10 protein-coding genes are annotated in these 13,588 nt (G+C 73.9%); 8 read left to right on the top strand and 2 right to left on the bottom strand.

Translation table 11 applies throughout. The annotated features are described in order from the left end of the window. The first annotated feature begins 37 nt into the window (after positions 1-37). The 5 genes from JOD48_RS12850 (at position 38) to JOD48_RS12830 (ending at position 6,374) form a co-directional block, all read left to right on the top strand. The gene (locus tag JOD48_RS12850) at positions 38-892 is read left to right on the top strand and encodes a DegV family protein (protein WP_204809443.1); all 855 of its coding nucleotides are present in this window, start codon (positions 38-40) and stop codon (positions 890-892) included. A gap of 108 nt (positions 893-1,000) precedes the next feature. Then, on the top strand, positions 1,001-2,005 hold the full coding sequence (locus tag JOD48_RS19565; protein WP_307824133.1) for a helix-hairpin-helix domain-containing protein: 1,005 nt from the start codon (positions 1,001-1,003) through the stop codon (positions 2,003-2,005). Positions 2,006-2,018: 13 nt separating this feature from the next. Beyond that, entirely contained in the window at positions 2,019-4,640 is a 2,622-nt protein-coding gene (locus JOD48_RS12840; protein WP_204809441.1) for a ComEC/Rec2 family competence protein, read from the top strand. Between the two features lie 202 nt (positions 4,641-4,842). Then, a complete protein-coding gene (holA, locus tag JOD48_RS12835) occupies positions 4,843-5,859 on the top strand; it encodes a DNA polymerase III subunit delta (RefSeq protein WP_204809439.1) in 1,017 nt (338 codons plus the stop codon). Next, positions 5,856-6,374: a GNAT family N-acetyltransferase gene (locus tag JOD48_RS12830; protein ID WP_204809437.1), complete on the top strand. Its 519-nt coding sequence runs from the start codon at positions 5,856-5,858 to the stop codon at positions 6,372-6,374. Before holA ends, JOD48_RS12830 begins: the two co-directional genes overlap by 4 nt. Positions 6,375-6,504: 130 nt before the next feature. On the opposite strand, the gene rpsT is transcribed toward JOD48_RS12830, so the two are convergent. Continuing rightward, complete coding sequence (gene rpsT / locus JOD48_RS12825; RefSeq protein ID WP_191788967.1) at positions 6,505-6,765, bottom strand: 30S ribosomal protein S20; 261 nt, start codon at positions 6,763-6,765, stop codon at positions 6,505-6,507. A 243-nt stretch (positions 6,766-7,008) separates the two neighbouring features. Next, positions 7,009-7,701 carry a type II toxin-antitoxin system PemK/MazF family toxin gene (locus tag JOD48_RS12820; protein WP_204809434.1) on the bottom strand — a complete coding sequence of 231 codons (693 nt, stop codon included), beginning with the start codon at positions 7,699-7,701 and terminating at the stop codon, positions 7,009-7,011. A gap of 264 nt (positions 7,702-7,965) precedes the next feature. Between JOD48_RS12820 and lepA the strand changes: the two genes are divergently transcribed. The 3 genes from lepA (at position 7,966) to JOD48_RS12805 (ending at position 13,452) form a co-directional block, all read left to right on the top strand. Further along, positions 7,966-9,888, top strand: a complete 1,923-nt coding sequence (gene lepA, locus JOD48_RS12815) for a translation elongation factor 4 (protein ID WP_191788969.1) — start codon at positions 7,966-7,968, stop codon at positions 9,886-9,888. Between the two features lie 76 nt (positions 9,889-9,964). After that, positions 9,965-11,371: a radical SAM family heme chaperone HemW gene (gene hemW / locus JOD48_RS12810; RefSeq protein WP_204809432.1), complete on the top strand. Its 1,407-nt coding sequence runs from the start codon at positions 9,965-9,967 to the stop codon at positions 11,369-11,371. After that, complete coding sequence (locus JOD48_RS12805) at positions 11,368-13,452, top strand: acyltransferase family protein (protein WP_204809430.1); 2,085 nt, start codon at positions 11,368-11,370, stop codon at positions 13,450-13,452. The genes hemW and JOD48_RS12805 overlap by 4 nt, the downstream gene beginning before the upstream one ends. The last annotated feature ends 136 nt before the right edge of the window (positions 13,453-13,588 follow it).

The raw sequence follows: 13,588 nt of genomic DNA, 5'->3' as shown, positions 1-13,588 counted from the left end.
GCGACGTCCTGCGCGTGCCACGTAAGGTGTCCCGGAGATGAGTCCTGCCAAGCACCCGGCCGTCCACGTCGTCACGGACTCGACCGCCTCCCTCCCCTCCGGTGACCACCCGGCGCTGTCCATGGTGCCTCTGCACGTGCTGGCCGGGGACGAGGTGTTCCTCGAGGGCATCGACGTGTCGCCCGACGACGTCGCGCACCGGATCGGCGCGGGCGAGCGGGTGACGACGTCGCAGCCGACGCCGCACGCCCTGGTCACCGCCTACGAGGCGGCGGCTCGGGCCGGTGCGCGGTCGATCGTCTCGGTCCACCTGTCGGGCGACCTGTCCGGCACGGTGCATGCGGCCGCGCTCGCGGCGACGCGCTCCCCGGTGCCGGTGCGGGTCGTGGACTCGCGGACCGTCGCGATGGGCCTCGGGTTCGCGGCGCTCGCGGCGGCCGACGTCGCGGCGGCCGGCGGGACGGTGGACGAGGTGGCGCGGCGAGCGATCGCGGTCGCGGACTCGAGCCGCGCGATCTTCATGGTCGAATCGCTCGACCACCTGCGCCGCGGTGGCCGCCTGGGCGTGGCGGCCGCGACGCTCGGGACGGTGCTCGGGGTACGGCCGCTGCTCGCGGTGCGTGACGGTCGCATCGAGGTGATCCAGAAGGTCCGGACACGGGGTGCTGCGGTCGACCGGCTGATCCAGGTGGCGGTCGACTCGGTCGAGCGTCGGGGTGAGCCCGAGCTCGCGGTGCACTACCTGGGCGACGACGGCGCGGCGAGGGACGTTGCCGACCGGCTGTGGGACGAGACCGGGGTGCGGGCTGCGGTCACGCCCGTGAGCGCGGTCGTCGGGGCGCACGCAGGCCCGGGTGTGCTGGCGATCGTCGTGGCGGACCGCGCGCCGTAGGTCCTTCCTCGGGAGCTGGCCGTGCACAGGTCTGCCCGCGGTGCGTGGCGTCCACAGCACCGTCCTGCTGGCCCGCGGGCGGTGTGCCCACGCGCCTAGCGTGCCCGCGTGACCTTCTCCCGGACGCGCCCACCGACCGCCGACGACGACCTGCCCCGCCCCGGCGGAGCGGACCGGTTGCGGCGGCTGCGCAGCGTCGACCCGACCCTCGACCCGGTGTCGAGCGACGACGTCCCTCAGCACTCGACCTCACGTCCGGGATCGACCTCAGAGGCCGACGAAGGCCAGCCGGACGAGCCGGCGCCCCGGCGCCACCCCCTGTCCGCGGTCGCGGAGGCGTACACGGCGGCCAACGGTCACCCGACGTCGCACTCGGGGTTCGAGCACGTGCCCGACGGCGGTCCGCGCCGCTGGTCCGTCGGGGCGCGGACGGCGGTGGTCGCCGCGGTCGCGGTGCTCCTGCTCGCGGTGGGCGTGGGAGCGCGGGTGCTCGCCGACGGCGACGACCTGCGACCCGTGGCGGCCCTCGGCGACGAGGCCGCAGTCCCGGTGGAGGGTGTCGGCGAGCCGGGAGGCGGCAGCGACGATTCCACCGCACCGGGAGACGAGGAGGGGGCCGCCCCCGGAAGCGGGACCGCCCCCGGAAGCGGGGCCGGGGCCGGCGTCGAGGCACCCGCGGTGAGCGACGTCGTCGTGCACGTGGTCGGCGCCGTGGCCGCGCCCGGGCTCGTGACGGTACCCGAGGGGTCACGCGTGGCGGACGCGCTCACCGCGGCCGGGGACGCCACGCCGGACGCCGACCTCGCGGGGGTCAACCTGGCGCGCGAGGTCGTCGACGGCGAGCAGATCGTCGTGCCGAGGCCGGGGGAGGTCGTTGCCGCTGCCCCCCGGCCCGCGCCGGGAGGCGACGGCCAGTCGACGGGACCGCTCGACCTCAACACCGCCGACGAGGGCGCGCTCGACGGACTGTCCGGGATCGGCCCTGTGCTCGCGGCGCGCATCGTCGAGTGGCGCGAGGCGAACGGCCCGTTCACGACGGTCGAGGAGCTGGGGGAGGTGAGCGGGATCGGAGACGCGCTGCTCGCGAGGCTGCGCGACCAGGTGCGTGTCTGAGGCGCGGCGCGACGTGTCGGTCCCAGCGCGGCCCCCTCGGGCGACTGCGACGGACCTCCGGCTCGTGCCCGCGGCGCTCGCGGCCTGGGGGAGTGCGTGGTGGCTCACGGCCGCCGAGCCCCGGGCCGTCCTGGCGGGGACCGTGGTGAGCACGTTGCTGGTGGTGCTGCCCGGCGTGCTGCTGCTCGTCGACCGACGCCCGCGCGGATCCGTGGCCACCCTTGCGCTGGGTCGCGGCGTCCCCGGTCGCGGCGTCCCCGGACGCCGCAGCCCCGGACGCCGCACCCCGGGACGGCCGTGGCTCGGGCAGTGCGCCCTGGTCGTGGCGTGCGTGCTGGCCGTGCTGCTCGCCGGGACGATGCACCTCGTCGCCCGGGACCGGGGAGGTGCCGCCGACCTCGCCGCCCAGGGCGCGACCGTCGAGGCCGTGGGGCGGGTCGTGGGCGAACCGGAGGAGGTCACGAACCCGTGGTCGGGGGTGGCGGACTCGGTCCGCACCACGCTCGACCTCACCGTGCTCGCAGGTCGCGGCGCCGCGGCCCCCGCGGGTGGGCAGGTCGACGTCCTCGCGGGCCCCGCGTGGGGTGACCTGGCGTACGGGAGCGAGGTCCGCGCGTCGGGCACGCTCGTGCCTGCCGACCCCGGGGACAAGGCCGCCGCGACGCTCGTCGCGACCGGACCGCCCGAGGTCACCCGCGCACCGGTCCCCGCGCTGGGCGTCGTCAACACCTTGAGGGCCGACCTGCTCGCGGTCTCGGACGGCTTGCCCACGGATGCGCGGGCGCTGCTGCCGGGCATCGCCGTCGGGGACACGTCGCGCATCGACGACGAGCTCGACGAAGCACTCAAGACCACGGGGCTGACGCACGTGACGGCGGTCTCCGGCGGGCACTTCGCGATCGTCGTCGCGACGGTGACGGCACTGTGCGCCACGGCCAGGGCGCCGCGCGGGGTGCGCGTGGTCGTGACGGGAGCGGTCATGGCGGGGTTCGTGCTCCTGGTCCACCCCGACCCGAGCGTGCTGCGCGCCGCGGCGATGGGCGTCGTCGGGCTCGTCGGGATCGGGCTGGGGCGCCCGTCCAGGGCGCTCCCGGCCCTCGCGACCGTCGTCGTGGTGCTGCTCGTGCTGGACCCGTGGCTCGCGCGGTCGTACGGGTTCGTGCTGTCGAGCGTCGCGACGGCCGCGCTGGTCCTCGGCACGCAGCCCGTGGCACGACGGCTCGCGCCGTGGATCGGGAAGGTGCCGGCGTTCGCGCTCGCCGTCCCGCTGACGGCGCAGCTCGCGTGCGCGCCTGTCCTCGTGCTGCTGGACCCGTCGGTCGCGACGTACGCGGTGCCGGCCAACCTGGTCGCCGCACCAGCGCTCGTCCCGGCGACCGTGCTCGGGGTGCTCGCGACCCTCGTGGCCCCGTGGTTCCCCTGGGCCGGGGTCGTACTGGCGTGGCCCGCAGGGTTGGCGTCGTGGTGGATCGCCGCGGTGGCCCGGTTCTTCGCGGACCTCCCTGGGGCGCGGCTGCCGTGGCCGGGCGGAGTCGGTGGCGCGGCGGCGCTCGCGGTGCTGACCGTCGTCGGGCTGGTCCTGGTGTGGCGCTGGCGGTGGGTCGCGGGCCTTGCCGGGGTACGGGTGCCGTGGAGCCGCGGGAGCGGGTGGCCGCCCGCGTGGCGCACCGCGGTGCGGGCGAGCGTGCGGGAGGCGTTCGCCCGACGACGGCGCCGCGCGACCCTGCGCCTCCTCGTGGCGTGGGCGGTGCTCGCCACCCTGGCCACCGGGTGCGTGGCGTTTGCTTGGCCGCGCTGGATCGCCCCCACGGGTCGTGACGTGCCGACCGACTGGGCGGTCGTGGCGTGCGACGTCGACCAGGGCGACGGACTGGTCGTCCGCACGGGTGCTGGGCGCGGCCTCATGGTCGACGTCGGGCCCGCCGGGCCCGCCGCGGGGGACTGCCTCGACGACCTCGGGATCGAGCGCCTCGACCTGCTCGTGCTCACGCACTTCCACGCCGACCACGTCGGCGGGCTCGACGCGGTGCTCGACGGGAGGCAGGTGGACCGGGCGCTCGTGACCGGCCTCGGCGACCCCGCCGAGCAGGCCGAACGGGTGCTCGACGACCTGGGCGACCGAGGGGTCCCCGTCGAGGTCGCCGAGCCCGGGACCGGTGGTGTGCTCGGTGACGTGTCGTGGGAGGTGCTGCAGGCTGGGCTCGGCACCGCTGCACCGTCCCCGCAGCACGGGCGCCCGGCCCTGGCCGAGGCCGAGGGAGGGGCCAACGACGCGAGCATCGCCCTGCTCGTCACGACTCCCCAGCTCACGCTCGTCGCGCTCGGCGACCTCGAGGACGCCGGGCAGGAGGCCCTCGACCGGACGCTGCGGTCCCGCGCAGGCGGTGCCGAGGTCGACGTCGTCAAGGTCGCGCACCACGGGTCCCGCGTCCAGTCGCCCGGGCTCGCGACGACCCTGAGCCCGACGGTCGCGATCGTGAGCTCCGGCGAGAACACCTACGGCCACCCGACCGACGCCGCGCTCGCCCTCTACGGGAACGCCGGAGCGGCGGTCCTGCGCACCGACCGCTGCGGGACGTTCGCGCTCGTGGTGCGCGACGGGGCGCTCGCCGTCGCGGGCTGCGCGGACGGGTGACGGGGACGGGCCGAGCCGAGCCGCTCAGTTGCCGACCATGCGGTTGTCGCTGGTCGAGCATGCGGTCGTCGTCCGGAATCGGGCCGATCACGACGCCAACCGCATGCTCGGCACCGGGCACCGGGACGTCTCGCCGGGACGTCTCGCCGGGACACTGCCCGGGATGTGCCTCGGGTGGGTGGCCCGTGGGATCGTTGTGCCCATGGCTGCCGCTCCCTCCCGCACCTCCGCCCGCCCGTCCGCGACGCTCCCCTGGAACGCGGTCGAGCTCGCTCCCGTGGTGCTGGTGCAGGGACCCGAGGGGCTCCTGGCGGAGCGCGCGGTCGACTCGCTGCTCGAGCTCGCCCGCGCCCGCGACCCGGAGGCGGAGAAGTCGGAGATCGAGGCCGTGACCTATGAGTCCGGCATGCTGACGGTCGCCGCGAGCCCCTCGCTCTTCGGCGAGCCCAAGTTCGTGGTCGTGCGGGGCGCGGAGGCGGCGGCCGACGCGCTCATCCCGGACGTCGTGGACTACGTGGTGTCCCCGGACCCGGACACGACCGTCGTGATCGTGCACGGCGGTGGGGTGCGGGGCAAGAAGATGCTCGACGCGATCCGGGCGAGCGGAGCCCCCGTCGTGGCGTGCGAGGCCATAAAGAAGGACGCCGACAAGCTGTCGTTCGTCGCGGCGGAGTTCAAGGCCGCGGGGCGTCGGGCAGACGCCGGTGCGGTCAAGGCGCTCGTCGAGGCTCTCGGCAACGACCTGCGCGAGCTCGCGAGCGCGTGCGCGCAGCTCGTCGCCGACACCACGGGCACCATCAGCGCTACGACGGTCGACCGGTACTACGGGGGCAGGGTCGAGGCCACCGGGTTCCGGGTCGCCGACGCGGCCGTGGCGGGCAAGGCGGGCGAGGCCGTGTCGCTGCTGCGGCACGCGCTCGCGACAGGCGTGGACCCCGTGCCGCTCGTCGCGGTGCTCGCGATCAAGCTGCGCACCCTCGCCAAGGTCGCTGCGATGCGCGGCCGCGGGGGAGCCTCGGCCAAGGACCTGGGGCTCGCCCCCTGGCAGATCGACCGTGCGAAGAAGGACCTGTCGAGCTGGACGCCCGAGGGGCTCGCCGCTGCGATCACCGCGGTCGCGCAGGCGGACGCCGAGGTCAAGGGCGGCGGCCGTGACCCGGTGTTCGCGGTCGAGCGCGCGGTGCTGACGATCGCCGGGGCGCACGGCTCGGGACGATGAGTCCCCAGGGACGCGCCGTGCCGGGCCAGGACACGGGTCCTGGAGTGCACGTGCGGCCCGCGACCCAGGACGACCTGGACGCCGTCGCCAGGATCGAGCGCCGTGCCCGTCGCGGGACGGACCGGGAGCAGCTCGTGCTCGCCCTGGCCGACCGGGAACGGGTCGTGGTCGTCGCGACCGTGGGCGAGGAGGTCGTGGGCTGGGCGAAGACCCACTGGTGGTCGTACGCGGACGGCCCGGCGCCGGTCGGCCACTACCTCGGAGGTGTCACGGTCGACCCGGCCTCACGCCGTCGCGGCGTCGGGAGCGCACTGACCCGGGCGCGCACGGACTGGGTGGCCGAGCGGGCGGGCTTCGTCTGCTGCGTCGTGAACGCGACCAACGTCGCCTCGCTCGCGCTGCACGAGGACCTGGGGTTCCGCGAGGTGGCGCGTGCGGCCTCGTTCCACACGATCCGGTTCACGGGCGGGAGCGGCGTGCTCCTGCGGGCCGAGCTGGGCACGGGCCGCGCCTGACGGGGCGACCCGCCCCCGGACGCACGAGAGGCGCTGCCCCGTGGAAGGGAGCAGCGCCTCTCGACGTTCACCGTGCAGCCCGAGGTGGATCAGGGGCGCACAAGGTCACGCGTGGAAGGGAGTGTCACGCTCAGAGAGCGTTGACGGCCTTCGACAGAGCCGACTTGCGGTTCGCAGCCTGGTTCTGGTGGATGACACCCTTGGAGACTGCCTTGTCGAGCTTCTTCGACGCGGTGGCGAGGGCGCTGGCAGCGGCCTCCTTGTCACCGGCGGCGACGGCCTCGCGAACGCGGCGAACGTTCGTCTTGAGCTCCGACTTGACGGCCTTGTTGCGCAGACGAGCCTTCTCGTTCGTCTTGATGCGCTTGATCTGAGACTTGATGTTTGCCACGTGTGGACTTTCTGGTGTGTTCGCCGAAGCGATCGAATAGGTCGTAGAGGGCGATTCCAGCTCCGGGACTGGGGGTGGGGAACCCTTGGAGAGGAGCTGGAACTGTGCCCGCCGACCTGGGCGGACACGCAGCCACCTAGACTACCAGCCGACCGCGAGATCGGCCAGAATGCTCACCTCCGGCTCGGCACGGCCTGCCATCGCGCCGTACGGGTGCCCACGGACGTCGCCCGTGCGCGCCCGTCAGCCCTGGATCCGACCCATCTCACGGACGATCGTCTCGAACGTGCGCCGGTCCATGACGGCGCCCTCGCGGCGCACCGCGCCGGGGTCGACGCGGATCACCCGGTCGAGGCGCACCTCGCTGTCGCGGCCGCGGGAGTCCCACGGGCCCGAGCCGATGTCGAGCCAGTGCCGCCCCCAGCGCGCCTCGTCGGCGGCGTCGCGTGAGTGGTCCTTGCTCGACAGCATGGTCGCGAGCAGCCAGTCGCCGTCGCGCCCGACGAGCAGCACGGGCCGGTCCTTGCCCTGGGAGAAGTCCTCCTCGTAGGGCACCCAGGTCCAGACGATCTCGCCGGGGTCCGGGTCGCCGTCGAGCTGGGGAGAGTACTCGGCCCGCACACGGCCCGTGAAGTCGCCGGGGTAGCTGCCCGTGGGCCGGGGTCCGCGCGCGCTCGCGGGGCCCGCGGGGCTGCCAGACCCGCGGCCCCCCGCCTGGGGTCCGGGCTTCGGCGCGCGCGTGCCCGACGCCGTCGCTCCCGTCCGCGGGCGTGGCGCCACTCCGCGCGGGGTGCCCGACGCCGTCGGGCCGGAGGGCTTGCGGGACGTGCCCGGACCGCTCCCGGACGTGCCGCCCGCGCGGGACGAGCCGCCGAGCGCGCCGAGGATCGCGCGCGCCGCGTCCGTGAGCAGGGAGATCCACTTGTTCTGAGCCACGCCCGCAATCTACCGGGACGGGGCAGCGGGCAGGAGCGTGCCCAGCGGCGGGCACGGTGGCCGCGCGTCCCGCTCCGGACGGTCGCGTGAGCCTCGGCCGCGCGGGGTCGTGGGACAATGGTGGTTGCTGTCCGACCCTGCGTGCGACGACCAGCGACCTGCCGGGCACGTCCCGGCGGCTCACGCTCCGTCGTCGAGCACCGATCCGCAGGGGCGGGCGCCGTCCGCCGCCCCGTCTTGACCCACCACAGGAGCGCACCCCCGTTGTCCCCGATCCCCAGCGCCCAGCTGAGCACCCGCATCCAGCCCGCGGCGACGCCGCCCGAGCTGCTGCGCAACTTCTGCATCATCGCGCACATCGACCACGGCAAGTCCACGCTGGCCGACCGCATGCTCCAGCTCACCGGCGTCGTCGACTCGCGCGCCATGCGTGCGCAGTACCTCGACCGCATGGACATCGAGCGTGAGCGCGGCATCACGATCAAGTCGCAGGCCGTGCGCATGCCGTGGGCCGTGCGGGAGGGGGACGACCCGGACGACACGTCGGCGCCGCTCGTGCCGTACGCCCTGAACATGATCGACACGCCCGGGCACGTCGACTTCACGTACGAGGTCTCGCGCTCGCTCGCCGCGTGCGAGGGAGCCGTGCTGCTCGTGGACGCCGCGCAGGGCATCGAGGCGCAGACCCTCGCGAACCTGTACCTCGCGATGGAGAACGACCTCGCGATCATCCCGGTGCTCAACAAGATCGACCTGCCGGCCGCGCAGCCCGAGAAGTACGCGGAGGAGATCGCCGGCCTCGTGGGCGTCGACCCGTCGACGGTCCTGAAGGTCTCGGGCAAGACGGGCATGGGCGTGACGGAGCTGCTCGACCGCATCGTCCAGGAGGTGCCTGCCCCTCAGGGGGACGCCGACGCCCCGGCGCGCGCCATGATCTTCGACTCGGTCTACGACACCTACCGCGGCGTCGTGACCTACGTGCGCGTGGTCGACGGCAGCCTGAACCCGCGCGAGAAGATCGTCATGATGTCGACCAGGGCGACGCACGAGCTCCTCGAGATCGGCGTGTCCGCGCCCGAGCCGCACCCCACCAAGGGGCTCGGCGTGGGCGAGGTCGGCTACCTCATCACGGGCGTCAAGGACGTGCGCCAGTCGAAGGTCGGCGACACGGTCACCAACGCGGCCAAGCCGGCCGAGGACGCGCTGGGCGGCTACAGCGACCCCAAGCCCATGGTGTTCTCGGGCCTGTACCCGATCGACGGCTCGGACTACCCGGTCCTGCGCGACGCCCTGGACAAGCTCAAGCTCAACGACGCGGCGCTCAACTACGAGCCCGAGACGTCGGTCGCGCTCGGCTTCGGGTTCCGCGTGGGCTTCCTGGGCCTGCTGCACCTGGAGATCGTGCGCGAGCGTCTGGAGCGCGAGTTCGACCTCGAGCTCATCTCGACCGCGCCGAACGTCGTCTACGAGGTGACCCTCGAGGACCGCTCGGTCGTCACGGTCACCAACCCGAGCGAGTTCCCGGGCGGCAAGATCGGCGAGATCCGCGAGCCCGTCGTCAAGGCCACGATCCTGTGCCCCACCGAGTTCATCGGTGCGGTCATGGAGCTCTGCCAGGGCAAGCGCGGCGTGCTGGGCGGCATGGACCACCTCTCGCAGGACCGCGTCGAGCTGCGGTACACGCTGCCTCTCGCGGAGATCGTGTTCGACTTCTTCGACCAGCTCAAGTCCAAGACGCGCGGCTACGCGTCGCTCGACTACGAGCTCTCGGGCGAGCAGGCGGCGGACCTGGTGAAGGTCGACATCCTGCTCCAGGGCCAGACGGTCGACGCGTTCAGCGCGATCGTGCACAAGGACAAGGCGTACTCGTACGGCGTCATGATGACGGAGAAGCTCAAGGAGCTCATCCCGCGCCAGCAGTTCGAGGTCCCCATCCAGGCCGCCGTGGGAGCGCGCGTGATCGCCCGCGAGACCATCCGCGCGATCCGCAAGGACGTGCTCGCCAAGTGCTACGGCGGCGACATCAGCCGTAAGCGCAAGCTGCTCGAGAAGCAGAAGGAGGGCAAGAAGCGCATGAAGACGATCGGTACGGTCGAGGTCCCCAAGGACGCGTTCATCGCGGCGCTGTCCTCCGACGGCGCGGGCAGCAGCGGGGGCAAGGACGCGAAGGACAAGTCCAAGAAGTGAGGTGCCGTTCTTCTCGTGAGCGCGTGGTCCTCGATGTGCCGGGGGCCGCGCGCTCCGCGGCGTCCGGGGGGCGGGCATGAGTCCGGCTCTCCCGGACGGCATCCCCGTGCCCGACGACGGCGCTCTCCCCGCGTGGGTGGGTGCGGTTCCTGGTGCGGGGGCGGACGACCACGCGGGTCGTGACTTCGGCGTGTACCTGCACGTGCCGTTCTGCACCGTGCGCTGCGGTTACTGCGACTTCAACACCTACACGGCCTCCGAGCTGGGCGGCGGTGCGAGCCAGGCCTCCTACGCGGACACGGCGCTGCGCGAGATCGACCTGGCGGCCCGGGTCATGGACCGCGCCGGGCTGGCGTCGCGCCCGGTCTCGACCGTGTTCGTGGGCGGCGGCACCCCGACGCTGCTGCCGGCCGGCGACCTGGGGCGCATGCTCGCGGGCGTGCGCGAGGCGTGGGGCCTGGCGCCGGGCGCCGAGGTCACGACCGAGGCGAACCCCGACTCGGTGACCCCCGAGTCGCTCGCCGAGCTCGCGGAGGCGGGTTTCACGAGGGTGTCGTTCGGGATGCAGTCGGCCGTGCCCCGCGTGCTCGCGACGCTCGAACGGACCCACGACCCGCGGCGCATCCCTGACGTGGTGCGCTGGGCGCGCGACGCGGGCCTCGCGGTGTCCCTCGACCTGATCTACGGGACCCCCGGCGAGAGCATCGACGACTGGCGCACGAGCCTCGAGGCAGCGCTCGCGACCGGTGTCGATCACGTGTCGGCGTACGCGCTCGTGGTCGAGCAGGGGACGAAGATGGCCGCGCAGGTGCGACGTGGGGACATCTCGTTGCCGAGCGAGGACGACCAGGCCGAGAAGTACGAGCTCGCGGACGAGCTGCTCACCGCGGCCGGGCTCGAGTGGTACGAGGTCAGCAACTGGGCGAGGCGGGCTGAGGGCGACGGTGCCCCCGGGGACGTCGGGGCGGACCCCGCGTTCGTGTGCCGCCACAACCTGGCGTACTGGCGCGGTGAGGACTGGTGGGGGATCGGCCCCGGGGCGCACTCGTACATCGGCGGAGCATCGAACCGTACAGGTGGCTCGGCGGCCCCCGAGGGGCTCTCCGAGGATCTCCAGGACGCGTCCGACGACTCGGCCGACGACTCGGCCCAGCCTGCGTCGGGCGGCCGCGAGGGCGTGCGATGGTGGAACGTGAAGCACCCGCGGCGCTATGCGGCGTTGCTCGAGGCGGGCAGCAGCCCGGCGGCCGGCCGGGAGCTCCTGACGGTGGCCGAGGCCCATCTCGAGCGCGTCATGCTCGGCGTGCGCCTGCGAGAAGGACTGGACCTGAGCGTCCTTACCGAGGTGGGTCGGCGCAACGTGGCCGGCATGGTCGCGGCAGGCCTCCTCGACGGCAAGGCGGCGATCCGTGGCCGCGGGGTCCTGACCCTGCGAGGGCGGCTGCTGGCGGACACGGTGGTACGGGAGCTGACTGACGGGTGACGACGGTAGGACAGTCGGCTCGGGCGCAGGCCGGAGCGGCCAGGACCTCGACCGACCGCGTCGACGTGTGGCAGCGACTGCGACCTGCCGACCTCGACCTCGACTCGCCGGACAGGTCCCTCGTCGGGCCCCCGCCGCAGAACCCACCGGCCCCCGACGGCCACCGCCCGTCGCGACCGGTGCGACCGACGGTCCGGTACCGGCGGATCGCCGGGCTCGACGGGCTGCGCGCGCTGGCCGTGCTCTCGGTCATGGTCTTCCACTTCGCCCCCCAGGTCCTGCCCGGCGGGTACGTGGGCGTCGACATCTTCTTCGTGCTCTCCGGGTTCCTCATCACGACGCTCCTGGTCCGGGAGTTCCGTGCCCGGCGGGCCGTGTCCTTGTCCCGGTTCTGGGTCCGGCGAGCCCGCAGGCTCCTGCCGGCGCTGGGCCTGGTCGTCCTGGTGTGCACGGCTGCCGCGGGGCTCGTCGGGGGTGATCTCCTGGTGGGGATCGGGGCGCAGGTGGCGGGAGCGGCCACGTTCACGAGCAACTGGGTCTACATCGCCCAGGGCAGCACGTACTCCGGGGGGCTGGCACCGCAGATCTTCGCGAACCTGTGGTCGCTCGCGGTCGAGGAGCAGTTCTACCTGGTGTGGCCGCTCGTGGTCCTCGCCGTGCTCGCGCTGCGGATCACGCGGCGCAGGGCACTGGTCCTGGCGGGCGTGCTGGCCGGGGGATCGGCCGTCGCGATGGCGTTCCTCTACTCACCCGGCACGGACCCGACACGGGTCTACTTCGGTACCGACACCCACCTGTTCGGGCTGATGATCGGTGCGTTCCTGGCCTTCTGGCACCTGCGCACCGGACGCCCCACCCTCGTCCGGGAGTCGCCGCGGACCACGACGCGCAAGGGAACCCTGTTCGTCGCCGCCACGGGGATCGCGGGCGCGGTCGTCCTGGTCGCGGCAATGTTCTGGATGCCGTGGGACGACGGCTTCACCTACCGGGGCGGCCTCTTCGCCGTGTCGCTCGCGACGGCGGGGGTCGTCAACCTCGTGCTGCACGCACCGGGCCTCGGCAAGCATCTGGACCGGGGGCCGGTGGGCTGGGTGGGCGCGCGCTCGTACGGCCTGTACCTGTGGCACTGGCCGGTCTTCGTCCTGGCCGCCGCGCTCGCCGGGGGCGGTGGGCTGTACGCGAGCCCCGGCCCGTGGGTCGCGCTCGCCGCGACCGTCGTGACGTTCGGTGCTGCGGCGCTGTCCTACCGGTACGTCGAGCGCCCCGTCATGGGGCGTGGTCTGGGCGGCTACGTGCGAACCGTGGTGGCGTGGCTCCGACGGGGCGCATCGGGTCGCAACCCGTTGCCCGTCCGCGGGTGGCTCACGGTCGGTGGCGTCGTGGTCGTCGTCGGGCTCGCGGTCACGGGCTTCGTGCGTGCCCCCGCGACGTCGTCTCTCGAGGCGCAGATCCGCGCGGGACAGGAGGTCGCCGCGCAGACCCAGCAGCCCGGTGGCGCCGCCGCGGCGGAACCGGCCCCGGAGGTGGCCCCGGTGCCCGCAGAGCCTGCCGCGCCGCAAGCGCCGGCCCCGGCCGTCGCCCCGACGCCCCCGCCCGGCGACCAGGTCACGATCATCGGCGACTCGGTCACGCTCGCGAGCGCACCGGCCCTGACCACCTCGCTCCCCGGCGTGCTGATCGACGGCGCCGTGGCCCGCCAGATGAAGGACGCCGTCGGTCTCGTCGACGCCGTCCGCGCGGCGGGAAACCTCCGGCCGTACGTCGTCCTCTCGCTCGGGACCAACAGCACGGTGGACGCCGCGATGATGGACAGGGTCCTCGCCGCGATCGGCCCCGACCACACGGTCGTGCTCGTCACGGGGTACGCCGACAGGTCCTGGGTGCCCGTCACGAACGCCGAGCTCGTCGGCGCGTCCCAGCGCTGGGGGAACGTCGTGGTCGCGGACTGGAGCGGCGCGGTCGGGGCTCAGCCTGCGCTCCTCGGGCCCGACGGCGTGCACCCCACGGGCGAGGGCGCCTCGCTCTACGCGGGGGTCGTCGCGGGCGGTCTCACGCAGGCGGCCGCGCTCCGCGGTTCCTGACGCCGCGGGGGCGCCGACGGGCGGCGCTTCGCGCGGGCCGCGCTTCCTGTGGGCTGCGCTTCCTGTGGCGGGAATGGACCGAACGCCCCATCGTGGAGGGTGATCTGTGAAATGTTCGATCGTCACAGTCCGTTCA

The sequence above is a fragment of the Oerskovia paurometabola genome, from assembly GCF_016907365.1.
GTDB lineage: Bacteria > Actinomycetota > Actinomycetes > Actinomycetales > Cellulomonadaceae > Oerskovia > Oerskovia paurometabola.
Note: the sequence above shows the minus strand (reverse complement) of the source record. Positions and strands in the feature narration are given on the sequence as shown.